Annotated in this window: 25 protein-coding genes; 6 read left to right on the forward strand and 19 right to left on the reverse strand. The window is 52.9% G+C overall.

Features of this window, described 5'->3' with window-relative positions; all coding sequences use genetic code 11:
• Positions 1-19: 19 nt before the first annotated feature.
• Positions 20-727, reverse strand: coding sequence for a phosphate signaling complex protein PhoU (phoU, locus tag BM022_RS01060; protein ID WP_091135923.1), 708 nt, complete (start codon positions 725-727; stop codon positions 20-22).
• Between the two features lie 75 nt (positions 728-802).
• The gene (gene rpiA, locus BM022_RS01065) at positions 803-1,462 is read right to left on the reverse strand and encodes a ribose-5-phosphate isomerase RpiA (protein WP_091135925.1); all 660 of its coding nucleotides are present in this window, start codon (positions 1,460-1,462) and stop codon (positions 803-805) included.
• A 137-nt stretch (positions 1,463-1,599) separates the two neighbouring features.
• On the opposite strand from rpiA, the gene ilvA reads away from it, so the two are divergent.
• The 3 genes from ilvA (at position 1,600) to BM022_RS01075 (ending at position 5,050) form a co-directional block, all read left to right on the forward strand.
• Positions 1,600-3,111: a threonine ammonia-lyase, biosynthetic gene (gene ilvA, locus BM022_RS01070; protein WP_091135927.1), complete on the forward strand. Its 1,512-nt coding sequence runs from the start codon at positions 1,600-1,602 to the stop codon at positions 3,109-3,111.
• A gap of 179 nt (positions 3,112-3,290) precedes the next feature.
• A complete protein-coding gene (locus BM022_RS15365; protein WP_177191589.1) occupies positions 3,291-3,464 on the forward strand; it encodes a hypothetical protein in 174 nt (57 codons plus the stop codon).
• A 260-nt stretch (positions 3,465-3,724) separates the two neighbouring features.
• Positions 3,725-5,050 (forward strand): porin, encoded by a 1,326-nt coding sequence (locus BM022_RS01075; protein WP_091135928.1) that lies wholly within the window; start codon positions 3,725-3,727, stop codon positions 5,048-5,050.
• A gap of 10 nt (positions 5,051-5,060) precedes the next feature.
• On the opposite strand, the gene BM022_RS01080 is transcribed toward BM022_RS01075, so the two are convergent.
• Positions 5,061-5,501: a hypothetical protein gene (locus BM022_RS01080; protein ID WP_256208789.1), complete on the reverse strand. Its 441-nt coding sequence runs from the start codon at positions 5,499-5,501 to the stop codon at positions 5,061-5,063.
• 203 nt (positions 5,502-5,704) lie between these two features.
• Between BM022_RS01080 and BM022_RS01085 the strand changes: the two genes are divergently transcribed.
• Together BM022_RS01085 and BM022_RS01090 are read left to right on the forward strand one after the other, a co-directional pair.
• Positions 5,705-6,331: a helix-turn-helix transcriptional regulator gene (locus tag BM022_RS01085; protein WP_091135931.1), complete on the forward strand. Its 627-nt coding sequence runs from the start codon at positions 5,705-5,707 to the stop codon at positions 6,329-6,331.
• A gap of 353 nt (positions 6,332-6,684) precedes the next feature.
• Positions 6,685-8,103 carry a porin gene (locus BM022_RS01090; protein WP_371264272.1) on the forward strand — a complete coding sequence of 473 codons (1,419 nt, stop codon included), beginning with the start codon at positions 6,685-6,687 and terminating at the stop codon, positions 8,101-8,103.
• 95 nt (positions 8,104-8,198) lie between these two features.
• Here BM022_RS01090 and BM022_RS01095 read toward each other — a convergent pair whose 3' ends face one another.
• The 10 genes from BM022_RS01095 to BM022_RS01145 all read right to left on the reverse strand — a co-directional run bounded on the left by BM022_RS01095 (position 8,199) and on the right by BM022_RS01145 (position 17,720).
• Entirely contained in the window at positions 8,199-8,642 is a 444-nt protein-coding gene (locus tag BM022_RS01095) for a GNAT family N-acetyltransferase (RefSeq protein ID WP_091135932.1), read from the reverse strand.
• Positions 8,643-8,739: 97 nt separating this feature from the next.
• The gene (locus BM022_RS01100; protein WP_091135935.1) at positions 8,740-10,044 is read right to left on the reverse strand and encodes an adenylosuccinate synthase; all 1,305 of its coding nucleotides are present in this window, start codon (positions 10,042-10,044) and stop codon (positions 8,740-8,742) included.
• Positions 10,045-10,142: 98 nt separating this feature from the next.
• Complete coding sequence (locus tag BM022_RS01105) at positions 10,143-11,312, reverse strand: ATP phosphoribosyltransferase regulatory subunit (protein ID WP_091135939.1); 1,170 nt, start codon at positions 11,310-11,312, stop codon at positions 10,143-10,145.
• 39 nt (positions 11,313-11,351) lie between these two features.
• Positions 11,352-11,537 carry a DUF2065 domain-containing protein gene (locus BM022_RS01110; RefSeq protein ID WP_091135941.1) on the reverse strand — a complete coding sequence of 62 codons (186 nt, stop codon included), beginning with the start codon at positions 11,535-11,537 and terminating at the stop codon, positions 11,352-11,354.
• A 170-nt stretch (positions 11,538-11,707) separates the two neighbouring features.
• Positions 11,708-12,589 carry a protease modulator HflC gene (hflC, locus tag BM022_RS01115; protein WP_091135943.1) on the reverse strand — a complete coding sequence of 294 codons (882 nt, stop codon included), beginning with the start codon at positions 12,587-12,589 and terminating at the stop codon, positions 11,708-11,710.
• Entirely contained in the window at positions 12,590-13,783 is a 1,194-nt protein-coding gene (hflK, locus tag BM022_RS01120) for an FtsH protease activity modulator HflK (protein ID WP_091135945.1), read from the reverse strand.
• Positions 13,784-13,883: 100 nt separating this feature from the next.
• On the reverse strand, positions 13,884-15,065 hold the full coding sequence (hflX, locus tag BM022_RS01125; RefSeq protein ID WP_091135947.1) for a GTPase HflX: 1,182 nt from the start codon (positions 15,063-15,065) through the stop codon (positions 13,884-13,886).
• On the reverse strand, positions 15,058-15,303 hold the full coding sequence (hfq, locus tag BM022_RS01130; protein ID WP_091135949.1) for an RNA chaperone Hfq: 246 nt from the start codon (positions 15,301-15,303) through the stop codon (positions 15,058-15,060). The genes hflX and hfq overlap by 8 nt, the downstream gene beginning before the upstream one ends.
• A 558-nt stretch (positions 15,304-15,861) precedes the next feature.
• Entirely contained in the window at positions 15,862-16,860 is a 999-nt protein-coding gene (locus tag BM022_RS01135; RefSeq protein WP_091135952.1) for a cytochrome-c peroxidase, read from the reverse strand.
• 296 nt (positions 16,861-17,156) lie between these two features.
• Entirely contained in the window at positions 17,157-17,720 is a 564-nt protein-coding gene (locus BM022_RS01145) for an RNA pyrophosphohydrolase (protein ID WP_143079501.1), read from the reverse strand.
• A 251-nt stretch (positions 17,721-17,971) separates the two neighbouring features.
• Here BM022_RS01145 and BM022_RS01150 point away from each other — a divergent pair, with 251 nt between their 5' ends.
• On the forward strand, positions 17,972-19,696 hold the full coding sequence (locus BM022_RS01150) for a proline--tRNA ligase (RefSeq protein WP_091135956.1): 1,725 nt from the start codon (positions 17,972-17,974) through the stop codon (positions 19,694-19,696).
• 59 nt (positions 19,697-19,755) lie between these two features.
• Here BM022_RS01150 and BM022_RS01155 read toward each other — a convergent pair whose 3' ends face one another.
• The 6 genes from BM022_RS01155 to BM022_RS01185 form a co-directional block, all read right to left on the reverse strand.
• On the reverse strand, positions 19,756-20,265 hold the full coding sequence (locus BM022_RS01155; protein ID WP_091135958.1) for a TlpA family protein disulfide reductase: 510 nt from the start codon (positions 20,263-20,265) through the stop codon (positions 19,756-19,758).
• Positions 20,266-20,269: 4 nt separating this feature from the next.
• On the reverse strand, positions 20,270-21,514 hold the full coding sequence (locus tag BM022_RS01160; protein WP_091135960.1) for a YihY family inner membrane protein: 1,245 nt from the start codon (positions 21,512-21,514) through the stop codon (positions 20,270-20,272).
• Between the two features lie 112 nt (positions 21,515-21,626).
• Complete coding sequence (locus BM022_RS01165) at positions 21,627-23,159, reverse strand: 2-isopropylmalate synthase (RefSeq protein ID WP_091135963.1); 1,533 nt, start codon at positions 23,157-23,159, stop codon at positions 21,627-21,629.
• A 1,574-nt stretch (positions 23,160-24,733) separates the two neighbouring features.
• Positions 24,734-24,949 carry a tetratricopeptide repeat protein gene (locus BM022_RS01175; RefSeq protein WP_091135964.1) on the reverse strand — a complete coding sequence of 72 codons (216 nt, stop codon included), beginning with the start codon at positions 24,947-24,949 and terminating at the stop codon, positions 24,734-24,736.
• A complete protein-coding gene (locus BM022_RS16315) occupies positions 24,946-25,080 on the reverse strand; it encodes a tetratricopeptide repeat protein (RefSeq protein WP_177191590.1) in 135 nt (44 codons plus the stop codon). Before BM022_RS16315 ends, BM022_RS01175 begins: the two co-directional genes overlap by 4 nt.
• Before the next feature lie 338 nt (positions 25,081-25,418).
• Positions 25,419-26,267 carry a carbonic anhydrase family protein gene (locus tag BM022_RS01185; RefSeq protein ID WP_091135969.1) on the reverse strand — a complete coding sequence of 283 codons (849 nt, stop codon included), beginning with the start codon at positions 26,265-26,267 and terminating at the stop codon, positions 25,419-25,421.
• Positions 26,268-26,458: the final 191 nt, after the last annotated feature.

Raw genomic sequence — 26,458 nt, forward strand, 5'->3', positions numbered from 1 at the left:
CCCGAGATTGCCAAAGGGCCTATTTGCTTACTTCGCGTTCGATTTCTTCAACCGTAACGTGCCGCACATCCCTGCCTTTGACCATGTATATCACATACTCCGCCATGTTTTTGGCATGGTCGCCGATGCGCTCGATCGCTTTCGCTATAAACAAAATCTCAAGTGCAGTTGAAATATTACGCGGATCTTCCATCATAAAAGTGATGAGCTGCCGCATGATGGAACGGAATTCTTCGTCAACCAGCTCATCCTGCCGCACTACTTGAGCCGCCGCAGTCAAGTCCAGACGAGCAAACGCGTCCAGAGATTTGCGCAACATTTCCATCGCGATGTGGGCGACATGCCGGATTTCCACGAAGCGGGGCATATGCATGCGGTCGTTCTCGTAGATCAGTTTGGCCATGCGTGCTATTTTTTCCGCTTCATCGCCGATACGCTCCAGATCGGTTATGGTCTTTATAACCGTCATGATCATGCGTAAGTCACCTGCGGCCGGCTGGCGGCGCGCAATAATCTGGCTGCAGATTTCGTCTATCGACACCTCCATGGCATTGACGCGGTGATCATCCGCGATAATGTTTTCGATCAGGGATTCATTTCCACTGATGAGTGCGTCAATGGCTTTCTCGATCTGTTCTTCTACAAATCCGCCCATATGTAACACGCGCGTACGCACGGCTTCAAGATCAGCGTCGAATTGCTTGGAGATATGTTCGCTGCTTGCCATCGCTTACCTCGTAGATCGGAAAAGAATAAAGAGTGGAAAGGATACTTCCTGGTTATGACTTTATCGCTGCGGTAATCAGAAATTAATCGTCCGGATGCCGTTTTCGCTGCTGAGCAGCAATATATCGGCGCCCCGCCGCGCAAATAGTCCGTTCATGACTACGCCTGTAATCTGGTTAAGCGCTGACTCGAGCTCAACCGGGTCCAGAATCTGCAGGCCATGTATGTCGAGAATCACATTGCCGTTATCCGTGGTGAATCCTTGCCGAAGCGCGGGCTGGCCGCCTAACCGCGTTATCTCGCGCGCCACGTACCCGCGGGCCATCGGAATCACTTCGACCGGGAGAGGAAATTTGCCCAGTATCGGCACGAGCTTGCTTTGGTCGGCAATACAAATGAACTTCCTTGCCACCGCGGCGACAATTTTCTCCCTTGTCAGGGCGCCGCCGCCGCCCTTTATCATGTGCAGATGTTCCGTGATTTCGTCCGCACCATCCACATACACGGGAAGTTCATCAACACTGTTCAAATCGAGCACCTCTATCCCGCGGTCTCTCAGTCGACGTGCAGTCGTCTCTGAGCTTGCGACCGCGCCTTCGAGGTTTTGTTTGATGCCTGCCAGCTCGTCTATGAAGTAGTTTGCGGTAGAACCGGTCCCCACGCCAATAATGCAGCCTGCGGGAACGTATTGAATAGCCGCTTTTGCGGCCGCGCGTTTTTGTTCATCTTGCGTCATATGTGATGTGGGAAGATAAAAATTAAAAATTATTTAGCAGGATAATCCTATCTATCGATTTTAACAATTAAGCCGGGCGTTCAGGTGTTTCCGGCGTGTTAAAATTCTCGTCCCCACACCCGAAAAAAGCTGATTTCATGCAAAACAACTATCTCGAACGAATCCTCACCGCCCGAGTTTACGACGTCGCCGTGGAGACTCCGCTGGAGCTTGCACCCAACTTGTCCGCGCGGCTCAACAATCAGTTATTTCTGAAGCGCGAGGATATGCAGGAGGTATTTTCATTCAAAGTGCGTGGCGCCTACAATAAAATGGTCAAGCTTTCCCCAGCGGTGCTGAAACGTGGAGTAGTCGCTGCCTCAGCGGGCAATCACGGGCAGGGCGTGGCGCTGGCGGCACAAAGGCTTAATTGCCGCGCAACAATTGTGATGCCCATCACGACTCCGCAAATAAAAATGCAGGCGGTCGAGGCGCGTGGCGCGACGGTAGTGACGCATGGCGATTCCTACGACGAGGCTTATGCCTATGCGGTGAAACTTGGCAAGGGCGAGCGCATGACTTTCGTACATCCGTATGACGACCCCGACGTCATTGCGGGCCAAGGAACCATCGGGATGGAGATCCTACGTCAGCACACGGGTCCGATCCACGCCATTTTCGTGCCCATAGGCGGAGGCGGGCTTATTTCCGGTATTGCCTCATATGTAAAACGGCTGTATCCGGAAATCAAGATGATTGGAGTTGAGCCGGTCGATGCCAACTCCATGTATGAATCCCTGAAGCAGCAACGAGTGGTTCGACTCCCTCAAGTAGGCTTGTTCGCGGACGGAGTTGCGGTAAAGCAGGTAGGGGCGGAAACCCTGCGCTTGTGCCAGGAACTGGTCGATGAAATTGTTCTGGTTGACACCGACTCCATATGCGCCGCCATCAAGGATGTGTTCGAGGATACGCGCGCAATTCTGGAACCATCGGGAGCCCTTTCCATCGCTGGGGCAAAAGCTTACGTTAAGCGTGAGGGATTCCGAAACAAACATTTGGTTGCGGTCTGCTCCGGCGCTAACATGAATTTCGATCGGTTGCGTCATGTTTCCGAGCGCGCGGAGCTGGGTGAGCAGCGCGAGGCGGTCATGGCTGTGACGATTCCGGAGGAACCCGGGAGTTTCAAAAAATTTTGCGCGCTGCTGGGAACGAAAAGCATTACCGAATTTAACTATCGTTACGCCGATCCAAAGGAAGCGCATGTGTTTGTTGCCGTGTCCGTGCGCGACCGCGCGGAAGCAGCAAAACTGATCAAGAGTCTGGAGAAAAGCGGGTTGCACACGGTGGATCTCACCGACAACGAAATGGCGAAATTGCATGTGCGCCACTTGGTCGGCGGCCGCGCCCGAGAAATTAAACATGAGCTTATATACCGGTTCGAATTCCCTGATCGTCCGGGTGCGCTGATGAAGTTTTTGAACAGTATGAGCCATCATTGGAATATCAGCTTGTTCCACTACCGTAACCATGGCGCTGACTATGGCCGCGTACTGGTGGGAATACAAGTTCCGCCCGAAGAGAAAGACCAGTTCAAAACCTTTCTCGATCAACTTGACAATCACTATTGGGATGAAAGCAGGAATCCGGCTTATAAATTGTTCCTGGGTTAGATCCGGCGCATGAAGAGTACCTGAAATATTGTGATCCGACCCGGGCGGTGCTTTGACAGGGCATCGGACGCGTCTTTTCACCATACGGATACTTTCCGCGAGGAAAAACAAGCGAGTGAGTTCCACAAGGACTATTACCTTATCAGTACGACCGCTGACGATATGCCATCGTCCTGGGAATGAACTGGAAGCCGGTAGAGAGACTTGAGATCGATTTGAAACACATGCAGGAACTGAATATCCGATTGAATATTAGTTACGACCGAACGGATGGGATTAGTGTCGCGTTCTCATCCTTCCAGGGCAAGAAGGATCAGTTCCTGTTCTCGCTGGATACAGCAATTCATTTTTGAATCGGCCCCCAATGAATGGAATGCAGCTGCACTTATGCTGACAAGATTGGTGCCGCTTCTTTTCCCAAGAATGAGCCGCGTCCTTCATCCGGTTCTCGTCTGAAAAGACCTGCCCCACCCAGGTTGCGGTAAAATCGGAACCCTCCCATGGGGCGCCCTTTACCTAAAATGCGTCTGGTGCGTCTGCACGGCCATGAGCCGACCATTCAGGTTCGACGGCAACACTGCGGGCTTATTCAAGGTTTAAGGGAAATGTATAAATGAATTGCTTGCCCCGGTGCAAGGGTCGAATCCTGTTAGGCATGCTAGGCAGCTTATTCGCGCTTGTCTTAAGTCCAGGCGATGGACAGGCAGGTGATCTGGTCAATCTGTTCAAGGAAAGCGGCATCAAGATCGGGGGTTGGGTCAATGCCGGCGCGACGTATAATCCCAACTACCCGGCTAATGGATACAACGGCACTGTTACCTTCGCCGACAGGGCCAATCGGTTCCAGTTAAACCAGTTCAATGTGTTTCTACAACGAACGGTCGTTACAGAGGGAAATGTATTCGACTTCGGCGGTCGATTCGATTTTCTATTTGGAACCGACGCGATCTATACCCAAGCCTTCGGGATCCCTCCGTTCGACGTGAATTCCGGTCAGCCGCTGGATAGAGGAAATTGGGATCTCGACATATGTTGCTCCTCTACTCGTACTTACGGCATTGCGCTTCCTCAGGCATATCTTGAAGCTTATGTTCCTGTGGGCAGGGGTTTGAATATCAAGGCTGGGCACTTTTATTCACCTACGGGGTACGAAACGGTTCCTGCGCCTGACAATTTCTTCTATACCCATGCGTATACTTTTACAAACGGCGAACCGTTTACCCACACCGGACTGCTGGGTAACTACGGCCTGAATTCGAATTGGTCGATCATGGGCGGGGCCACAACGGGCAGTGCCACTGGCGGATGGGATGGCACTTTCGACAAACAGCTGGGTAACTGGGGGGGATTGGGCGGAGTTACCTGGACCAGCGATGATTCCAGGACCTCGGCGAACATCACGGGTACGTATAGCGAGACGTCCACGCGCAGCAATAAGCCCTGGGGCATGTACAGTATTGTTTTGCAGCATCGGATTACCTCGAAAACCCATCTGGTCCTACACCACGCCCACGGGTATGCCGCCGGGGTTTTGCTGAATGGGGAACACAAAAATGCTGAGTGGTATGGCATTAATACGCACTTGTATTATGACCTGCTGAATGACCTCACCATCGGCATTCGGGGCGAATGGTTTCGCGACCGGGACGGTTTTCGTGTTTTTTCCCCGTTTCGCGTGATGGCGGCGACCGATAACACCGGATTCAGCTTTGCGGGTAGTTCTTTTACCAGCGCACCCGCTGATTATTACGCGGTTACGCTGGGCATGAACTGGAGGCCTGCCAAACGGTTGAAGGTGGACTCGAAGCTGATACAAAAGCTGAACATCAGGCCAAATATCCGTTATGACAGGGCGGATGGTATCGATCAAGCGTACAGGCCATTTGATAGCAGAAAAGATCAGTTCTTGTTTTCCCTCGACGCCACAATCCCCTTCTGATACCGAAGCGTCAGTTGCTTTCCTGCCCCGCCTTGCGGGCAGTGGCGGAGCGAACGGTCCATCCGTCACGGGCGACCTTGTCACGCCGGGTCTGTTCCAAAGCCAGTTGACGGTGAGCGGCAGCCTCTCTTATGTTTTCTGCCATGACTTCATTATATTTGCGGACCAGAGCAGCAGCATGCGATTTTAAATCCTGAGCTTGCCTACCGTAGAGATAGCTTTTTTTGTCATAATGCTTAAGTAATTTTTTCTGTTCCTCCGCCTTGTTCCCCATTTCTCTGGCCGTATTTTCATAGTGCCGGGTCAAGGCAAGATGATCACTTGGCATTCTCGCATTCTGTGCAATTGCAGGGACAGACTCAGTCTGAGGAGCTTCCGAGAGGGTCATCTGAGCGCAAGACGCCATCAGGCCAAGGGAAAAAGCCGCAAACAGCATCCTTGCTTTCATCATGGCATCCCCCGTAACGGGCCAAGAAAATAGCCAACGCGGACCGAAGCAGTTCACGAATACTATAGTAATCTAAATACACTTTGTCAAGTATATAGTGTTATAAGCTGTTTTATAAGCTATTCTCTTGTTATCTATGCTGTAATCGTGTATTAATGGTGATAATAAATTTGTCATAGGGCGCGGAAACGGCCCGGCTCGGATATATGGGTGAGCGGCAGAAACAATTGCTACAACTGCTGCGCGGGAGTAAGCCTGGTCTAAGCGTGGACGAGCTTTCCAAAGGGCTTGAGATTACCCGCAACGCGGTACGACGGCATCTCGCGTCTCTTGAGGTCGCGGGCTTTGTGACGGCTGGCGTAACTCGCCCTTCTGGGGGAGGCCGGCCGCAGCAACTCCACATCCTCACCGAGCTTGGCAAGGAAACCGCTCCTCGTCAATATTCGTGGCTTGCGCAACTGGTCGTGGCATCGGTTCGGCGCGAGGAGGGCATCGACATGGCTAAGCGCATGACCGAAATCGGCGCGAATGTAGCGCAGCAGATCCGCAGTCAATATCCCGGTCTCAGCACGCATAAAGAGAAGGTCGAGAAGCTGACCGAAGTGATGGACCAGCTTGGCTACAGTGCGAGAAATGCAAGCCTGCCTGGCGGTGAGTCAATTATCGAGGCGGATAACTGCGTTTTTCATGCAATGGCAAAAAAGGATTCGGCCATCTGCCATCTGGGCAGGGGGCTGATGGAAACCTTTACCGACAGTAACGTTGAGCACCACGAGTGTATGGCGTGGGGTGGAAGTATCTGTCGATTCAAACTCAAATCGAAAGAAGAATAGATGTCCCGGATCAGCTTCTTGTCGATTCCAAAAGCTGAAGTAAAACATATCAACGCTGTCGCCGCGAAATATTGACGGACGAATTATCCCAGCTCGCATCATGCTTCCATTTCCTCTGTAAATGGCTGTCCCCCTATCAGTCCCGCAGGCAGACGTGTTCGGACGCTGGTGCTGTTTACTGTGCCAGTTGGGATGGACAATTCATTGAGGCAGTACCTCATGCCGATCCAGAACCTTAACGCGAAACCTCACATTTTCTTCACAATTCCATCACAATTATTTTACATATGCCGTGTTAATTTCGGGTGAAAATAACAACTCTATCGATAGTGTTTTAGGAGGGGAGCCACAATATGTCGCGCATACCTAGAATAAGAAGTCGAATCATATTCGCCTCCGTGGTTGGCATGTTAGCAACCTTTGTTAACGTAACGACCGCGAATGCTGACACCTATGCCAACGCAAACGCAAGTTCCAATGGTAATAATCGCAGCAATGGCGCGGGCATGGGCAACACTGCGTTGAATGCTGCGGTGGAATGGTACAAGGATAGCGGTATCAGAATCGGTGGCTGGATTAATGGTGGCGCGACTTTCAACCCCAGCCAGCTGAACGGTTTCAACGGTCCGGTCACCTTTACCGACCAATCGAATCGAGCGCAATTGAATCAATTCTATGTTTATTTACAGCGCCCGGTGGTGGCAGAAGGTAGCAGCTGGGACTTCGGGTTTCGCGCCGATTTCATGTTCGGTAGCGACGCCATTTTTACCCAGGCGTATGGTGTTCCCGCGTTTGATGTCACTACCGGCCAGCCCTTGAGCAGAAGCAACTGGGATCTCGACTTATGCTGCGCCTCTACCAAGTATTACGGCGTCGCGTTTCCCCAGGCCTTTGCAGAGGTGTACGTGCCGGTCGGTAACGGACTCAATGTCAAGGTTGGCCATTTTTATACACCCATTGGGTATGAATCCGTACCCGCGCCGGACAATTTCTTTTATTCTCACGCTTATACAATGCAATACGGGGAGCCGTTCACTCATACCGGTGGTCTGGGAAATTACAACATAAACAAGAACTGGATGTTCATGGGCGGAGTTACCACGGGCAGCGCGACCGGCGGATGGGATGGAGGCTTCGATAAGCAACTGGGTAACTGGGGCGGGCTGGCGGGCATCACCTGGACCAGCGACGATATGGGCAGTTCGGCCAATCTCAGTGGCAGCTATAGCGCGACCTCTACCCGGAGCAGCGAGCCATGGATGCTATATAGCTTGGTACTGAAGCATAAATTTACCCCTAAAACCCATTTTGTCTTTCAACACGACCATGGTTTCGCTGGTGGAGTTTTATTGAACGGGGTAATTCAAGATGCTGAATGGTACGGCATTAACACGCACTTTTACTATGACCTGATGCCGGAACTATCCGTGGGTGTTCGTGCGGAATGGTTCCGCGATCGCGATGGGTTTCGTGTCTTTTCCCCTGGCCGGGTGGCTGCCGCGACGAATAACCGGGGGTTCAGTTATGCACTTGGCCAGAATCAGCTTAACAATAGCGTTGCCGCCCCAGCCGACTATTACGCGGTGACTGTAGGTATGAACTGGAAGGCTGCGAAGACTCTCAAGCTTGATTGGAAGGCGATGCAGCAGTTCAATGTGCGGCCGAATGTCCGCTACGATGCGGCGGACGGATTGCATGGCTTCGACTACCGTCCTTTTGGGGGTCATAAAGACCAGGTTGTGTTATCCCTCGATTTCATGGTGCCATTCTAATTTTAGGCTGGACGATTTGATCAGCCGGCAAACGGTAAACCCGTAACAGGCGCAAACTACGTGAATTCTTTGCGGGAGCTGATCCCCAGCATAGCTTAATTATCCAGTCTTCCCTTCAGCTTGGCCACCATTTTTACATGGGGGATGCCGGCGTCGATGAATGCTTCTCCCGTCGCTTCGAAACTGAACTTGCGGTAGAAGTCCGTCACATATGCTTGCGCGTTCAAGGTGACCTGCGGAATTTGACGATATCTGGCCTCACCGAGCAATCGCTCCATGAGTGCACTACCGACACCGCGGCGCCGCCATTCCTTAAGCACCGCCATGCGTCCAATTGTACCGTCGGATAGCATCCTCGCCGTTGCGATAGGATGAAGCATGGCGTCCGACGCTAGCACATGTATGCAGCCGGGATCGAGTCCATCCCATTCCAGTTCGACGGATATGCCCTGCTCGTGGATAAAAACTGCTTCTCGTACCCGCTTGAGCGCCCAGCTGTCTTCCTGCCAGCTTGCCAGACGCAACGTATACTCGGCCATATGATAATTTATCGGCTGACAGTCCAATAGCAATGGCGGATTATATAGAGCGTGAGCGGTATATAGCCAGACAAACCCACCACCGCAGGACCGAAGATCACTTGAAGGGATGACGCAGTACGATCGTTTCCTGCCGGTCCGGTCCCGTCGATATCATATCGATCGGCACTTCGCAAACTTCCTCCACGCGTTTAAGATATGCTTGCGCGGGGATCGGTAATTTTTCGAAATCCTTGATCCCCACCGTACTTTCAGCCCATCCTGGCATTTCTTCATAAATTGGTTCGCAGCACGCGAGCTCGTCCGCACCCACTGGCAGGATACTCCTGAATTCATCCCCGTCACGCCCGCTCAGTTTATAGCCCACACCCAGGCGCAACGTTTCCACGCCATCCAACACGTCGAGCTTAGTAACACACAATCCCGAAACACCGTTGATCTGAATAGAGCGCTTTAAGGCGGCGGCATCAAACCATCCACACCGTCGAGGACGTCCGGTGGTTGCGCCAAACTCGTTACCCCGCTTGGCGAGATGCCGGCCAACGTCGTTATCCAGTTCTGTCGGAAAGGGACCGGAACCAACCCGGGTGGAGTAGGCCTTGGTGATGCCCAGTACGTAATGCAACATTTGCGGCCCGATACCGCTTCCGGTGGTCGCCGCACCGGCGATACAGTTGCTGGATGTGACGAATGGATAGGTGCCGTGATCGATATCAAGCAAGGTTCCTTGTGCACCCTCAAATAACAGGTTGTGACCGGCTCGATCCGCCTCGAACAAAAGCCGCGGAACGTCCGCCATCATGGGCTTGATGCGATCGGCCAGAGCGAGTGTGTCATCCATGGTCTGCTGAAAATCCACCACAGCGGCCTGGAAATAATTTTTCAGCACGAAGTTGTGATAATCCAGCATTTCACCCAATTTGGCGGCAAACCTGTCACGGTGGAAAAGGTCCTGCAGCCGAACGGCACGACGTGCTACTTTGTCCTCGTACGCCGGACCAATGCCCCGTCCGGTGGTGCCGATTTTTTCCAGCCCCTTGGCTGTCTCCCTGGCGTTGTCCAGCGCGATATGACAGGGAAGGATAAGAGGGCAGGCTTCACTAATACGGAGCCTCCCGCGTACATCGACCCCCGCATGTTCCAGCATGTCCACCTCATCCAACAGTGCCTGGGGAGATATCACCACGCCATTGCCAATGTAGCAGGCTACATTCGCCCGCAAGATCCCTGACGGGATCAGATGCAACACCGTTTGCTTGCCACCAATGACCAGCGTGTGCCCAGCGTTGTGCCCCCCCTGGAAGCGGACTACTCCCTGGGCATGGTCCGTAAGCCAGTCCACAATTTTACCCTTGCCTTCGTCACCCCATTGGGTGCCGATGACAACCACATTTTTGTTCATGTTCGCCAATCTGTAGGATTAATACATCGTTGAGCCTGGAGAGCGAAGAAAGAACCTCTCCGAAAATGTTTCGCCGTATCGACAGCAGCGGCTTCTAGTTAAATATCCACAACCGACCAGACTTCTTGGATCAGTGTTAATTTACGGTCGCAATTGGGCATATCCTGACCATTCTCATGCCCGGGCAAATTGACCACCACTACCTGCCCTTCACTACGGAGCTGCCCGATCTTTTCTTCAAGTTTCTTATCCCCCTTCACGTAAGGCGCGCGAATCCCTCGCGGAGAAGGGTCCATCTGTACCAGACTGGAGAGTTCGCGTATGTCCATGCTGAAGCCCGTGGCGGGACGAGCTCTGCCGAACGCCTTGCCAACCTCGTCATATCGTCCTCCCAAAGCAATCGCGTTCGGACTGCCACTCGTATAAGCTGCAAATACCATGCCGCTGTGATAGTGGTAGCCGCGCAAATCAGCCAGGTCGAACGCGAGCGTATCTACCAATGGGCGTAGCTCGGCACCTGCGATCCTTAGTTCATCCAGGGCCGTCCGGATTTCCGGATAGTCCGGAAGGTATTTGCGTGCCGCCGCCAATACATTTTCGTCGCCGTACAGCTCAGGCAACATTAATAATGCCTGGCGAACCCGCGCCTCCACATTTTTTTCCAGCTTCCCGCACAGTTGCTTTAGCGCGTACGTATCTTTTGCCTGTAGCACCCCAAATAACTCTTTTTCCAATTCAGCTTGAATGCCCGCACCTCTGACGAGGCCACGAAACACGGCAACATGTCCCAAGTCAATGTGAATTCTTTCCATCCCTGCGATTGCCAGGGATCGGAGCATAAGCTGCTGAACTTCCAGATCGCTTTCCAGTCCAGCATGACCATATAATTCGGCGCCTATCTGGAGTGGCTCGCGAGTACGCGTCAGGCCCGACGGCACGGCGTGTAGTACGCTGCCCGCATAACAAAGACGCGCTACGCCCTTACGGTTCAATAAGTGGGCGTCGATTCGTGCAACCTGCGGTGTCATGTCCGCTCGAAGTCCCATCATACGCCCGCTTAACTGATCGACCACCTTGAACATTCGCAAATTTGTGTCGCCACCACTGCCCGTGAGTAATGATTCCACATATTCCAACAACGGCGGTCCAACCAGTTCGTATCCGTGCGCCAGCAGCAAGTCTATGACTCGCCGTCGCATCAATTCTATGCGAAGTGCCTCTGCAGGAAGCAGGTCTTCAATATATTCGGGAAGAATCCACGCGGGCATGATGAGATATCGGGGTATGGAGAAGCTCGCAGAGCTGACCTATTTCACAAGGTAAAGCAGAAGCAGCCCCGCCAGCATCGAGGTCAGGCCGATAAAACGTATCTGGTTGTCGCCGATTACAGTCAGCTTCTGAAAAGTTTCACGCCAAAAGCCAGGTACCAAAAATGGCAGCAGTCCCTCTAGTACCAGCATCAGGGCAAACGCCATTAGTATAGTGTCCAACATGCCGCTACAGGGCCTTCAGGGTGCATGTGCAATTTTTCGAAGAGAATCGCGACGAATTGCTAAAAGTCACGAAATACCGGGCCGCCGCTTACCGGGCCAGCTGATAGTCTGGCCGCCAGCATGCTGTAATGACGCGCACCGAAGTGTCTTCAACCTGCAGGCAAGGATCTCTATTTAGGAGCGGCCCGTCCGGAGTTTTTTATGTACTTGAAAAACTCCGAGGTAGGTTCGAGGACCAGCATGTCGCCCTTATTCTTGAAACTCTGCTTGTAGGCATCCATGCTCCGATAGAAGGCATAGAATTCGGGATTGGCCTGAAAGGCGCCAGCGTAAATTGCCGAGGCTTTGGCATCGCCTTCACCTTTTACCTCCTGAGCCTTGCGGTACGCTTCCGCGAGGATGACTTCGCGTTGACGATCGGCGTCCGCACGAATTTTTTCTGACTCCGCCGAACCCGTGGAACGCAGCTCATTTGCTACCCGCTTCCGCTCCGCTTCCATGCGCCGATATACCGATTCGCTTACTTCCTGTGGCAAATCCACCCGCTTCAGGCGAACGTCCACTACCTCCACGCCAATCTTGCGCGCATCGGCGTCGGCTTTCTGACGCATGATCTCCATGATTTTGTCGCGCTCTCCGGACACCACATCATGTACCGTACGATTCCCAAATTCGTCGCGAAGACTAGAATTTACCGTTTGCGCAAGGCGGGTCTGTGCCAGCATTTCATCCCCGCGCACACTGACGTAATACTGCTTGACATCAACGATGCGCCATTTCACGAAAAGATCGACCAGAACATTCTTTTTTTCCGAAGTGATGAATCGCTCCGGCTCAGCTGTATCCATGGTTAGAATGCGCGAATCGAAGTAGCGTACATTCTGGGCAAGAGGAATCTTGAAATATAGTCCCGGCGCTGTCTTGACATCCACCACCTCTCCAAGCTGAAACAGTATCGCTTGCTGACGCTGGTCCACAATGTACAGCGAGGAACTGGCTAGGAGCAACAGTGCGACGAGAACACCTAATAGCGTCGACGTATAGTTTTTCACTTATCTTGTCTCCCGCTCACGACCACGAAACGCCTCGCGTGTCCGAGCTGCACTGTCAGGCACGGCTTCCTGCATGGAAGCGGGCGGTAATTCCGTCACGGGACCGGGTGGGGTTGATGGTCCACTCGTCTGAATCAATTTATCCAGCGGCAGATACAACAAATTGTTGCCCCCTTTCTGGTCCACCATAATTTTGCTCGTGTTAGTAAGTACCTGTTGCATCATGTCTATATAAAGCCGGTCGCGAGTAACGCCTGGGGCCTTGCTATATTCGACGAGCACCTGCTTGAAGCGGCTCGCCTCACCCTCGGAGCTGGCGATGACCCGTTGCTTATATCCTTCGGCCTCTTCGAGCAAACGGGCTGCGTTACCCTTTGCCTTTGGGATCACATCGTTAGCGTAAGCCTGACCTTCGTTTTTTTGCCGCTCCCTGTCCTGGCCCGCTTTAACCGCGTCATCGAATGCTGCCTGTACCTGCTCCGGAGGTTGCGCGTTTTGCATCGTTACCTTGCTGATGGCAATCCCTATCTTGTATCGGTCGAGAATTCCCTGCATCAGTTCAGTTGCTTTTGCTGCCACCTGCTCACGTCCTTCGTAGAGCACGAAATCCATTTTGCTTTTCCCGATGATCTCCCTGATAGCCGTTTCTGCGGCCTGCAACACCGCGTTTTCCGGTTCGCGGTTGTTGAACAGGAACTCCTCGGGATTCTTAAGAATGTATTGCACGGCAAATTGAATATCGATGATATTTTCATCATCCGTCAACATCAGCGATTCCTTGAGAACCTTGCTCCTTACATTATTCCGGTAACCAATCTCTACCGTGCGCACTTGGCTCACGTTCACCGATTCCACCACTTCGATCGGATACGGCAGATGCCAGCGCAGGCCCGCCTGGGTACTCTCCACGTATTTACCGAACCTAAGGACGATGCCGCGCTGGCCTTCGTTCACGATATAAAATCCACTGCCTATCCACAACAACAGGAGTAGTCCGACAAGTAGTCCGATACTTCCACCATAGCGCCTGGGGCCTCCGCCGCCGGATTCGCCACCGCCGGGCCCATTGCCGCCGCCGCCCTTGCGTTTGAATAGGTTGTTGAGTTTCTTATTGAAGTTGCGCCACAGTTGATCCAGATCAGGTGGACCGGAATTGCCTTTTTTTCTCCCCCACTGAGGATCGTTTAATCCCATGATGATTCCTATATTTCTGCTTAATGTAGATAGCATTAAACGGCATGTGGAAAACCGGAACCGAGCTTATCCTACGTGGCGTCGCCTATGTACTGCTGCGTCATACCTGCTTGTCCGCTAATGAATTTTCCTGTCCCGCGTGCTCATGCCCCTGCAAAGCGCGCTCCACAACCGCTTCGGAGAGCGCGAGCTTGATTAACTCCAGCCCTTCGCCAGTTTTTGCACTCAGCCGCACGTGTGCGATTCTACCATACTCATCACGCCCATATCCCGCTGCGCCCGCTGATAAATCGATGACATCTATCTTGTTCAGTACCAGTATTTGCGGGATGGAATCGGCGCCGATTTCCTTTAGTACCTTGTTTACTTCGTCGATCTGCTCAGCCCGGTTGGGGCTGCCTGCATCGACAACATGAAGTAACAAGTCCGCCTGAACGGTTTCCTCTAGCGTGGCACGAAAAGCGGCGACAAGCGTGTGAGGCAGGTCGCGGATGAACCCAACAGTGTCCGAGATGACGACGGAACCTTGCTCGGGTATGAACAGCTTTCGTGTCGTTGCATCCAGAGTCGCGAATAACTGATCTGCAACATAAGCATGTGCACGGGTTAGTCTATTAAAAAGAGTGGATTTGCCGGCGTTGGTATAACCGACAATGGAAACCGATAACACTTGTCCACGTTGTCTGGAACGGCGCTGTAACGAACGTTGACATTGGAATTTTGCGAGTTTTTCCTTGAGGAGTTTAACGCGCTTGCCGAGCAGGCGCCGGTCGGTCTCCAGCTGTGTCTCACCCGGGCCGCGCAGGCCAATGCCGCCTTTTTGACGCTCCAGATGGGTCCACCCGCGCACCAGACGGGTAGCAAGATGCTCAAGTTGAGCCAGCTCTACCTGCAATTTACCCTCGTGGCTTTTCGCGCGCTGCGCAAAGATATCCAGGATGAGACTGGTGCGATCAATGACGCGCCGCCCCAGACGCTGCTCCAGATTACGTTGCTGGGCAGGGGAGAGGTCATGATTGAAAACAACCAGGGATGCGCCGGTCTGCGCGACCGCGGCCGTAATTTCGTCGACTTTGCCGCTACCCGCGAATGTCGCTGGATCAGGCCGGGCCCGTCTGCCTTTGACGATCGCCGAGATTTCAAGCTGATCGCTTGCCGCCAGCAGGCGCAATTCTTCTAGGCTTTCAGCTGAATATCCGCCGCCAAAATCGAAACTGACCAATACAGCGGCATTTACCGAGGTGTGAGTGTTAAGCGTTTGCCCAGCGGGTTGGTCAAGCATCAGGTGTAGCGGGAGCCTCGAATGGAATATTTACGGCCCTCGCGGGAACGACGGTGGAGATGGCGTGCTTGTACACCATCTGCGTAACCGTATTTTTCAGCAGTACCACATACTGATCAAAGGAGTCGATATGCCCTTGCAACTTGATTCCGTTTACCAGATAAATCGATACGGGTATATGCTCTTTCCGTAACGTATTAAGGAACGGGTCTTGTAATAATTGCCCCTTAGCGCTCATTGATGACTCCGTGTTTTGATTATTCAAGAGATAACTCTACTTGATTTTCTAGACTAAATCCATATTCCTTGAAGGGGAGGATTTAGAACTGTCTTGTGAATGCGATCAGCTTGACAATTAGCCGCCGCCAACGGCATTGCTGGAAAATCGAGCTGATGGAAATCACACGGACATATAAGAAAAATAGCAGAAAAATAAGAGAAAACGGCGGCAATGTTTAGATAATTTTGTAGCCAGGGTAGTTTTCGGAAGATAGGTAGAGCTATGCGCTCGCCATTGCCGAGCGCATTTTCCGACCATGTGACCCTAGGGACTCGCGTTTCGGAACCTACTGCTTCCGGAGCAATATTAATTAAAGCAGCCAGTCTTACTCAAGACAAAGGCGATGGACGGCTTTGCGGGGGGGCGATTGTGTCATAACGCGCCGCCCGTCACCATCAATAACCGCGTGAGCGCGTGTAGGCGACTACTATTTCTATATCTGACAGGCACGCCCAAGCTGGGGCGCAGCTTGCGCGTGCCTGAAGATGTGCAGTTGAAGGCGTCGCGTTAGCCAAACTAGCCAAACGGTTTGGGCCTAGGCGTTTCCTTGGTTGAGGGCGGCAAAATGGGCAGTTTGAATTCCGGTTGCTTCCCAGTGAGCGTCTTCAGGAACGCTACAACCTTGGCATTTTCATCCTTCGTGAATTTGCGCCCCAATTGCAACCGTCCCATGATATCCACTGCTTCTTCCAGAGTTGCAGCGGCGCCGTCATGAAAATACGGGTAGGTCAACTCCACATTTCGCAATGTGGGCACCTTGAACATGAAGCGGTCCGCGTCTTTGCCGGTTACTGCAAAACGGCCTTCGGCCTTGCTCTTCGTTTGATACGGTTCATGGATTCCAAACTTCTGGAATGATGCGCCGCCTACTGCTGGTCCGTTGTGACAGCTGGTGCACCCGCTTTCCTTGAATATCTTGTAACCCTCCAGTTCGGTTTGGTTAATGGCGCTCTTGTCACCCTTGAGCCATTTGTCGAAACGGGAATCGGGTGTTACCAGCGTTTCCTCAAATGCCGCAATCGCGTCAGTTACCGAATCGATGGTTATCTTATCTGAGCCAAATATTTGCTTAAAACGAGTCCGGTACTCGGGAATGGACCGTAGCACATCCGTTGCCAGTTCATGGGAGAACGCCATCTCCCCCGGATTTGCGATGGGGCCTCCGGCTTGTTCCTTCAAATCCTTGGCGCGGCCATCCCAGAATTGCGCAAGGCTCATACTCGAGTTCAACACTGTTGGGGAATTGATTGGACCCTCATGCCAGTTGTGCCCGATGGAAGTCTGCAGGTTATCCGTTCCTCCCATGCTCAGGTTATGGCACGAATTACAGGAAATGAACCCAGATTTGGACAACCGAGGGTCAAAAAACAACATCTTACCCAATTCCACCATGTTTTCATTTTTTGGCTTGGCGGCCGAAATCGGCTGGATGGGCTCATCAGCAGCAGATGCGCCCAGCGGGACGGCAATGGTTCCAATAGATAGCAGCGATATGATCAATGCGCGCTTTATCATCGGTAATCTCCCTAAAAACGCGGCTGTAAATGGCGCAGCCGATTACGCCTCACAAATTTTACCCTCTGGGTAATTGTAAACTTGAAAAATGTGTCTTTGGCGGCGAATGGCACCCGACTGAACTCGTCGAGTCGCACGCCTGATCCTTGCCGAGATATGCTTTCGTGAAACGGCGCGATGTGCGACAAGATAGAGAACGTGATAATCATCGCCGCGAGCGCCCATATCTGAATTCAGAGCTCTCCGTAATGCCTTGACAACCATATTGCCGCTCGACAAAAACGGGGTCTGTCGCATCATTCGCTTCGCTTGGCAGGCCGGGTCGCGAGCTGTTCCTGAGCGCCATAGCCCGACCAGCCATAATCGCTGCCGCCACGCGGAAGGGGGGGGCGATTTAGCAGACGCGCGAGCTCGGTTAAGGCCTGCCGATAAACCTGGCGCTTGAATTCGACCACGGACTCCAGTTCCACCCAATATTGATTCCACCGCCACGCGTCAAATTCGGGGCGGACACTGGCGCGCAGCGACACGTCACAATCACGTCCAAGCAGGCGCAGCAAATACCAGATCTGCTTCTGGCCTTTATAGTTGCCGCGCCAGTCGCGCCTTATCCACTGGTCGGGTACTTCGTAGCGCAACCAGTCACGAGTACGGCCGATAATCTCGACATGCCATGGATGCAAACCCACCTCTTCGGTCAACTCGCGATACATCGCCTGCTCCGGGCTTTCTCCCGGCTTGATACCTCCCTGAGGAAATTGCCAGGAATCCTGTTTAACGCGCTTGCCCCAAAATACCTCGTTTTTCGAGTTCAGCAGAACGATACCGACATTGGAGCGGTACCCGTTACGGTCGATCATGCGATTCACCCGTCTGGTCCATCACAATAAAAGATTTTTCCACATTTTATCGCAGATTGAAAGCTGTTATGGGCAAATCCGCGGACCTTGGACGCCGGCGTAATGAACGGCCGTATTGCGATTTGCCCCGTCGATGACTGGAAGAGCCGACCCTGTGCCAGCAGGGGGGCATGGTTCCGCTACAGCATTAACCAAAACAGTATTGCTTTCGAGTAGAATCGTGACCGCTGAAATCGTACATCGGGAAGCGTATGCGTGTATCCAATTTTTTTATTTCCACTCTTAAGGAAGCGCCGGCGGAAGCGGAATTGGCCAGCCACAAGCTGATGTTGCGTGCCGGCCTTATTAAACGGCTCGGTAGCGGCCTTTATACATGGATGCCGCTTGGCTTGAAAGTCCTGCGCAAGGTAGAAAATATCGTACGAGAGGAGATGGACGCAAACGATGCGATAGAACTTCTGATGCCCGCGATACAACCGGCCGAATTATGGCGGGAAACCGGCCGCTGGGACGTTTTCGGTCCTCAGATGTTGAAAATCCAGGACAGGCACCAACGCGATTTCTGCTTCGGTCCCACGCACGAGGAAGTAATTACCGACATTGTTCGACGTGAAGTCAAGAGTTATCGCCAATTGCCTCTGACCTTTTATCAGGTCCAAACCAAATTTCGCGACGAGATCCGGCCCCGCTTCGGTGTAATGCGGGCACGCGAATTTGTGATGAAAGACGCTTATTCCTTCCATACCGACATTGGCAGCCTGGAGCAAACGTATCGTGTCATGCATGATGCGTATTGCCGCATATTCGACCGTCTGGGGTTGAGATTTCGCGCAGTAACTGCCGATACCGGAGCGATTGGAGGCGGCAGTTCACACGAGTTTCACGTTCTCGCCGACTCCGGCGAGGACGCGATCGCCTTTTGTCCAGATTCGGATTATGCGGCAAACGTCGAAATGGCCGAGGCGTTATTACCTGAAGCGCCACCGCGCGCAGCCGACGGGATGATGCAAAAGGTAGCGACGCCGGCGAAAAAAACCTGCGATGAGGTGGCCGCGTTTCTGAACCTTCCCGTCGAGCAGACTGTAAAGACCATCGCGGTTATTGCCCAAGGAAGGATGCATCTGCTGCTCTTGCGTGGCGACCATCACCTGAATGAGACCAAAATTCGCAAGATCCCCTTTCTGGCGGATTTCAGGCTGGCGAGGGAAGAAGAAATCCGGATAGAAATTGGATGCGTTCCAGGATATATCGGACCTGTCGGTCTTCAGCTTCCTGTGGTTGCGGATCGCATGGTAGCGGTAATGAGCAACTTCGTTTGCGGCGCGAATGAGGAAGGTTGTCATCTCATCAATGTCAACTTTGACCGGGATGTGAGAGAACCCGACCACATTCTCGACATTCGAACCGTGGTAGCCGGAGATCCGTCACCCGATGGTCTTGGGCGACTGGAAATATGCCGCGGCATCGAGGTGGGCCATATTTTCAAGCTGCATACCAAGTATTCCGAAGCAATGAATGCCAGTTACCTGGATGAGTCTGGGCAGCCACGATTCATGGAAATGGGCTGCTACGGAATCGGGGTATCGCGAATCGTGGCGGCGGCAATCGAGCAGAATCACGACGGGCGCGGCATCATTTTCTCCGGGGCAATGGCGCCGTTCCAGGTTGTCATTATTCCCATCGGACTACGCAAGAATGCACAGGTGAAGGCTGAAGCGGAAAAACTATACGAGGAGCTGTGCGCTGCGGGCATCGAGGTTTTGCTTGATGACCGCGACGACCGTCCAGGCGTGATGTTTGCCGACATGGAACTGATTGGTATTCCTCATCGTGTCGTCTTGGGCGAAAGAAGCTTGAAGACACAGCATCTCGAGTACCAGGGGCGTCAGGATGAAGAGCCTCAGGCTGTGCCGTTGCCCTCCCGAAACATCATTGAGTTGTTGAAAGTGCGCATAGGTACGGGTAAAAGCGCGTGAGTCAAACTTGACCAGGGGAAATGCCGCACCTGCGAACATATTTCATGTTCTGATGGGCGCTAGTTTTCTTTGCGCTTGATTGCCGGCCCACGGTCCTTATTTTGCGGTTTTGGTGGCGAATAGTCACGCATGTATTCTTCCAGGCTTTCGCGCGAAATCAGCCCCACCTTGTAGACGGCCGGGTTGCCTGCGGGATCGAACACATAGGTGGTGGGCAGCATCGAAATCGGGCCGATCTGGGAAGCGATCTTTCTATCGCCTAGCACAATTGGATAGGAGATGGCCATGGATTTGACGTATTTCAGCACTGTCTTGGGATCGCTATAATCCATGGCTATACCGATCACCATCACGTCGTTGCGGCTTTCATATAGTGATATCAAGTCAGGAATTTCCTTCAAGCAAGGTGGACACCAGGTCGCCCAGAAATTTATAAGGACCCATTTGCCCTTGTAATCCGATAACGTAAGCTTCTTGCCCATATGATCGGTAAAATTAAAACCTTTGGCTTCAGCGCTGGTGGATAGCGACAGCAACAGGCAAAGCAGGGTAGCGAGGTAGCGCATCATTTTGTCAGGTAGACGTAATGCCAGGTACTGCATTACCGATAGAAGATGGATTAAAAAGTTGCGTCAGCGGTAGATTCATTTTATCGTTCATGCCAGCCGTAATTTCGTCAAGCAGCTGCTCCAGCCTCGAATTGCCCGCTGTGGCCGCGCGGGCGGCTTCGGGGCGAAATGTAAAGAGGCGATAGATGTCAGCGACCGTGATTTTTGCGGGATCCAGTATCAGCACCCACCCTCCTCCTTTTACCTGCCGCACGAGATCGGCATCCCCCATGAGTTCGAGTATCGGCTCCATCTCTTCTAGACTGAGCTTAAGTCGTTCGCGGAGACTGGAGTATGTTTCAACTTTACCGCTGCTAAATCCCTCTGCAAGCACTTGCAGCAGGCGTAGCGCGTCGACAAACTGCTTGCCCTGAGCTGTTGCGTCGCGCCGCCATTCGCCAAAGCGCCAGCTTGAAAGCGACGCGGCGATCACTGCTCCCAACAGCACCATGAGCCATGATAGATAAACCCACATTAAAAAAATAGGGATGGCGGCGAATGCGCCATAAACCGCCTGATATGTGGGGAAATGAGTGACATAGGACGCAAACCCCTGTTTCATTATTTCGAATCCCACGGCCGCCGCCACGCCACCGGCGACGGCATGGCGCCATGAAACCAGCCGGTTGGGCACGATGAGATACGCGGCGGAAAAAGCAATGCTCGTCAGTATGATCGGCGCAAGTTGCAGAAGTGCGACGCTGATGCCTGGAACGTCCTGGGCCAGACCCATTGAGACGCCGATCAGCCAGGAGGTCAGCGACAGGCTCGCACCAATCAATAACGGCCCGATGCTCAGCGTCGCCCAGTAAATCAACAGACGGTGCAAGAGCGGGCGGAGTCGCGGCACACGCCAGATTCCATTCAGCGCCTTATCGATGGTGAGCATGAGCGCGAGCGCGGTCGCGCCAAGAAAAGCGGTACCGATCGCTGTCAATCGCACCGCATTGTCGGCAAATTGCTGCATATATACCGCGATAGCCTTGTTTGCAGCCTCGGGTACCATGGTTGTAAGAAGAAATATCTTTATTTGGCTGGAAAACTCGGCAAAGGCGGGAAACGCCGCAACGATCGATAGTGCGATGGCGATGAGCGGTACCAGTGAGAGCAAAGTTGTAAAAGTGAGGCTGCCGGCCACCTGCGTACAGTTGTGTTGCACGAAGCGGGCGAGAACGTAGGTGGCGAAATCCAGAAACCGAGAGGATTTCATGAGTTGTCGGGCTGCCTAATAGGATTGAGAAAGGAACTCAACGCGCCCTTGTCCAGACAACACTCTCCCCCTCGCGACAACGAGAATTGTGTTCCGCCCGGCAAGGCCTTGCCTACACTTGCGGGTGGGCGCGCTCCAGCTTGCTGTGAAGCTTGTTGAGGGCGCTGAGATAGGCTTTCGCTGAGGCGACCACAATGTCGGTATCGGCCCCGTTACCGTTGACGATTCGCCCTGATTTTTGCAATCGTACCGTCACCTCGCCTTGCGAATCGGTACCGCTGGTGATCGCGTTAACCGAAAACAGCTGTAACTCGGCGCCGCTGTTCAGTATTTTTTCTATCGCGCGGAAAGTGGCATCCACCGGACCGCTGCCCTCGGACTCGGCGCGGGATTCCCTCCCTTCTTCCGCGATCACGATGCTTGCGTGTGGCATTTCCCCAGTTTCGCTATGAGCTGTAAGCGATAATAGCTTGTAGTGCTCATGCAAGGTCATGGCGTCGTCTGAAATCAGCGCATACAGGTCCTCATCGAAAATGTCATGCTTCTTGTCCGCCAGTTCCTTGAAACGCATGAATGTGGTGTTAAGCACCTCCTCTGATCCAAACTCGATCCCCAGCTCCGCTAGACGGCTGCGAAAGGCGTTGCGCCCGGAATGCTTCCCCAGCAACAACTTATTCGCTCCCCAGCCAACATCCTCCGCACGCATGATTTCATATGTTTCACGATGCTTGAGCACGCCATCCTGATGTATGCCTGATTCATGAGCGAACGCGTTGGCGCCAACGATCGCTTTGTTAGGCTGCACCGGAAAACCGGTTATGCCCGATACCAGTTTGCTGGTCGGTACGATGTGTACCGTATCAATTCGGGTATCGCACTCGAAGTAATCCTGTCGAGTGCGAACTGCCATCACAATCTCCTCCAGCGAGGCATTGCCTGCACGTTCGCCCAGGCCATTCACCGTGCATTCCACCTGCCGCGCGCCGTGAGACACCGCGGATAAGGAATTTGCTACCGCTAGTCCGAGGTCGTTATGACAGTGCACCGAGAACACAACCTTGTCGGAACCCGGGATACGCTCGCGTAACGTCTGTATCAGGCTTCCAAATTGTTCCGGCATGGTGTAACCCACGGTATCGGGAATATTCAGGGTCCTGGCGCCGGCATTAATGACCGCTTCAAGTACTCGGCAGAGGAAAGTTATATCGGAGCGGCCGGCATCTTCGGGCGAGAATTCTACATCATCCGTATATTGACGCGCCCACTTTACCGCTTTCACCGCTTGTTCCACCACCTGGTCTGGAGACATGCGCAGTTTCTTCTCCATATGGATCGGCGAAGTGGCTATAAACGTATGAATACGCGCCGAACGGGCCCCCTGCAAAGCTTCGCCGGCGCGTTTGATATCCGCTTCTATTGCCCGGGCAAGGCCACATACGGTGCTGTCCCTGATCGAGTCAGCCACAGCCTTAACCGCCTCGAAGTCGCCATTCGAAGCGGCGGGGAAACCCGCTTCAATTATGTCCACGCGCATGCGTTCCAGCTGTCGTGCAATACGCACTTTCTCCTCTTTTGTCATTGAGGCGCCGGGGCTCTGCTCGCCATCGCGGAGCGTGGTGTCAAAAATAATCAAATGCTCTTTCAAGGGCTTTCTCCGTTTCCGAAAGAATACTCGAACTATGAAACAGAATCCAGGGACAGATTCCGAGGGGTGAAAAAGTTAGAGCGGGGAGGGGAAGTTAGCGCGCGGGGCGCAGCAGCGGTCTTGCCAGTTGCGGCAGGTACCACTGGAAAGTGGCAGGAGAAAAGCAGCTGTGATGGTCCATGGAAGAAATATAAAGGCTTTCCCATGTTCACGCAATAGTCCCTAATGAATAGGGTAACTTAGATGATTCCCGGCAGGAGAAGTCCCAGTAGTGACGGCTCCACGATCAGCAGAGGATAGAGCAACGGGAGCGGGACCGCGCATGAATCTAACGAGCACTTGCGCAGGCCGGCTCCCTGTTTCCGATGCTGATTACCCTCCTCCAAAGACGGCTACTTGGGTAAAAACTAATGCTAGAAGGCTGTCTGGTATTGCAAAACGAACTGACCGCGATTAGCGATTTTGCTTCCCGCGGTATTGAATACCGTCGGTTTTGATAATCAAACGTAACTTTACTATTGTGTCCTTTTATGAGCCAGTTACTCCCACGTTGAACACATTCATTTGATCGCGCAGGCGCTGGAAATTTGTGCTTGTGAACGAAAAATATGGCATCAGCTGTCCATTGTTACTGCCTAGCAAATCCTTGGCCATTAAATAACCTATTTGTCCGTACCATATATCGCCCGTCCCCGTTGGGCGGAACTGTTCAGCTGAGGGGCAGGCGTGGGCGAATGGGCGATAACATGTCCGGCGATGGAGACGCCTGCATGCAGGACGCCTACGAGGCCTAGCAATATAATTTGGGCAAGTATCCTGATACACGTTGCCGGTTTTCCCAAAATAAACCCTTTCTGTTCATCCTGCGTTTTGCGGATAAGCGACTCAATTTGTCGCCCAGGAAAAAATCAATCGCCGGCACCTCCTGCGGAGATGTTTTCGTCCACGTCCCTGTTCGGGCCAGACGGGGTCGATCCAAACAAAATTCTTCCGAGCGTGCAGAGAAAATCCTCCTGATCTGGCGCGGAGTGCCGGCATGAGGCATAACCTCGGCTTGGTGGTAACCAGCCCGACGAAGAGCTTGACTCGGCAGATACTTCTTGTCCCGCGCTGGAAGCACTCTTTTCTCCCGGCATGCGCTCCGGGGTTTTGGCCTCATCTTTTCTACGCGCGTCTGCTGGCGGGGGTTCTGAGGTTTTGGCGTCATCTTTTCCACCCGGCAATGGCTTGGCAGTTTTATCAAGCAGTCATGGTGCGGAATCGCTCCGCTGTTCCGCTATGATGATCTGAGCAGAAGTGACACCGCCCATCATGAAAATAATTATTCCCAGTATGACGTATAGCGTCATCGACCTCCCTGGACATGCGTGCTTCATTATCTTGTCCCCCTGCGACTAGCGGAAGCAACGGAGAAAATACGCGTTCTCCGGGAACTGCTTCCGAATAAAAGAATGAAGAACAGAATTGGCTACGTGAAGCTGATCAACTCATCGGATACCATCCTGCAAGCCGCCATGCCTTCATACAACTATAAACGTCACCTTCTATCCCCTTTCCTCGCTGGACACGCTGTCCTATTTGACAGGCGCGCGTTTTTCCATCTCTGCCGCTTCTATCTCCCTACCCGACTTTCTATACAGTTCCGCCAGCTTATTGAGACTTTTGATCACCTGCGGATGGCTGGGACTTAGCCTCCTTTGCAGAATCTCCAGGGATTGGGTGAAAAGTGGCTCTGCTTCCGCATGATGTGCCATCGCCTCATGGAGAGCGGCAAGATTATTCAGACTCAAGGCGACATGGGGTGCTCCGGCCCGAGCACTTTCTGCCAAATCCCGAGCGAGCGCTCGAGCAACCGCTTAGCCAGCATGTATTGGTCCTCGATATAATAGAGATTCCCGAGATTATTTAAAGTTGACGCCACATCCGGATCACTGGCACCCCACTCATGCGGCGCGACCTCAAGAGCATCGTTTAACAGGTCTGTTGCCCGCTCATATTGCCGCCCCTGATAAAGTAATTTTGCGGCGTCATTTAAATTGATCCATTCCTGTTCTCCAGCATGAATAGACGCCTGAAAGGCTAGTAAAAGCAGAAGAAGGAGTAACTAGATGATGGGGACCGGTTTCATTTCATCACCCGGTAGTCAGGATGACTCATGGATGGGAGGGGTAAACTAAATGGGTAGTTCCATTTTCCGCCAAGACATGCAATAGCGGAAAATGGATTAGAGTGAAGCTATGGGGCAGCGGACCGAAAAGCTCAGGCGATAGAAACCAAGGCGGCTGGCATAATCGAACGCATGCTATGTTGACGCCGCGTAGCAAGTATTATGAGGCCAAGCCCGGCTAGCAACATGGCATACGTTTCCGGTTCGGGAACGGCAGTGGCGAACCCAGGTACATCGGTCTGTACAAACCGTCCATGAACATCCTGAACCTCACGCGCATTTCCTTCCGGAAAAAGCGCGCGGAATGCGTCGATCTGGCCTTTGGATAGATCCAGCGGTTGCGCCAAATTAATCCAGCTTACATTTTCAGAGAATGGGGGTGTCGTCAGTGAACCTGGGTAGCGGAAAGACTCCAGATTGGCTGGCAGGAGTGTATTCAGATTGAAGTGATCGATATTGAGCGTGTCTGAAGTGGTTTGGGGCAAATGGGAAAAAATCGGATCGAGGGCGGTGTTAGCGCTATTGCTCTCGTTAATCCAACGCCCGACCACCAGCAGGTTACTGCTGGATGGGTCGCTGAACACAAGGTGCATTTCCATCGGAGCAACAACGCCGTTCAGCAAATGTTCCGCCGGGGTATGAAAGTGAAACTGCGCCAGGTCCCACTCATGACCCGAAACCATCAGCTTGCCAGCACCGGAACTGACATTGGCCCTGAGGGATTTTTCCGGATCAGGCGAACCGGTATTGACGACGTTCAAGGCGGTGTCGGAATTAAAATTGAATTGCAACGGGGGCAATGCGCTGAAAACCGAATTTTCCGGGCGAATGTCGATGGGGCTCTGGCCCTCCCCCGCCGCCTGTGCCACAGGCGGTGCCAGCAAGGGAACGATCAAAGCAAGGGGCGCTAGCCGTAACAGTCCCAAAAATGATTTTTTCATAAAGTGCACCTCGTGAAGGAAAAAAAACGAATGACGCCAAAGATGAAACGAACCACGTTGCTGGGCTTAAGGTAGCATGGGCGGTGTGAGCAAAGCGTCGCGGAAACGTCAAAAAATCGTCAAGCTAGGGTTCGACGCTGGAGTTACGACGGAATCATCCTGCTTGAAATGGGGCCACCCCAGATATGTTT

Source organism: Nitrosospira sp. Nsp14, from assembly GCF_900113575.1.
Classification (GTDB): domain Bacteria; phylum Pseudomonadota; class Gammaproteobacteria; order Burkholderiales; family Nitrosomonadaceae; genus Nitrosospira.

Excerpts from the sequence above, each read along its gene's own strand:
- BM022_RS01080 (WP_256208789.1), bottom strand. The coding sequence starts at position 5,501 with ATGATGAAAGCAAGGATGCTGTTTGCGGCTTTTTCCCTTGGCCTGATG.
- hflK (WP_091135945.1), bottom strand. The coding sequence starts at position 13,783 with ATGGGATTAAACGATCCTCAGTGGGGGAGAAAAAAAGGCAATTCCGGT.
- ilvA (WP_091135927.1), top strand. The coding sequence starts at position 1,600 with ATGCAAAACAACTATCTCGAACGAATCCTCACCGCCCGAGTTTACGAC.
- BM022_RS01085 (WP_091135931.1), top strand. The coding sequence starts at position 5,705 with ATGGGTGAGCGGCAGAAACAATTGCTACAACTGCTGCGCGGGAGTAAG.
- rpiA (WP_091135925.1), bottom strand. The coding sequence starts at position 1,462 with ATGACGCAAGATGAACAAAAACGCGCGGCCGCAAAAGCGGCTATTCAA.
- BM022_RS01150 (WP_091135956.1), top strand. The coding sequence starts at position 17,972 with ATGCGTGTATCCAATTTTTTTATTTCCACTCTTAAGGAAGCGCCGGCG.
- phoU (WP_091135923.1), bottom strand. The coding sequence starts at position 727 with ATGGCAAGCAGCGAACATATCTCCAAGCAATTCGACGCTGATCTTGAA.
- BM022_RS01160 (WP_091135960.1), bottom strand. The coding sequence starts at position 21,514 with ATGAAATCCTCTCGGTTTCTGGATTTCGCCACCTACGTTCTCGCCCGC.
- BM022_RS01075 (WP_091135928.1), top strand. The coding sequence starts at position 3,725 with ATGAATTGCTTGCCCCGGTGCAAGGGTCGAATCCTGTTAGGCATGCTA.
- BM022_RS15365 (WP_177191589.1), top strand. The coding sequence starts at position 3,291 with ATGAACTGGAAGCCGGTAGAGAGACTTGAGATCGATTTGAAACACATG.
- BM022_RS01100 (WP_091135935.1), bottom strand. The coding sequence starts at position 10,044 with ATGAACAAAAATGTGGTTGTCATCGGCACCCAATGGGGTGACGAAGGC.
- hfq (WP_091135949.1), bottom strand. The coding sequence starts at position 15,303 with ATGAGCGCTAAGGGGCAATTATTACAAGACCCGTTCCTTAATACGTTA.
- BM022_RS01095 (WP_091135932.1), bottom strand. The coding sequence starts at position 8,642 with ATGGCCGAGTATACGTTGCGTCTGGCAAGCTGGCAGGAAGACAGCTGG.
- BM022_RS01155 (WP_091135958.1), bottom strand. The coding sequence starts at position 20,265 with ATGATGCGCTACCTCGCTACCCTGCTTTGCCTGTTGCTGTCGCTATCC.
- BM022_RS01110 (WP_091135941.1), bottom strand. The coding sequence starts at position 11,537 with ATGTTGGACACTATACTAATGGCGTTTGCCCTGATGCTGGTACTAGAG.
- hflX (WP_091135947.1), bottom strand. The coding sequence starts at position 15,065 with ATGCTTGACCAACCCGCTGGGCAAACGCTTAACACTCACACCTCGGTA.
- BM022_RS01135 (WP_091135952.1), bottom strand. The coding sequence starts at position 16,860 with ATGATAAAGCGCGCATTGATCATATCGCTGCTATCTATTGGAACCATT.
- BM022_RS01145 (WP_143079501.1), bottom strand. The coding sequence starts at position 17,720 with ATGATCGACCGTAACGGGTACCGCTCCAATGTCGGTATCGTTCTGCTG.
- BM022_RS01090 (WP_371264272.1), top strand. The coding sequence starts at position 6,685 with ATGTCGCGCATACCTAGAATAAGAAGTCGAATCATATTCGCCTCCGTG.
- BM022_RS01185 (WP_091135969.1), bottom strand. The coding sequence starts at position 26,267 with ATGAAAAAATCATTTTTGGGACTGTTACGGCTAGCGCCCCTTGCTTTG.
- BM022_RS01105 (WP_091135939.1), bottom strand. The coding sequence starts at position 11,312 with ATGCCCGCGTGGATTCTTCCCGAATATATTGAAGACCTGCTTCCTGCA.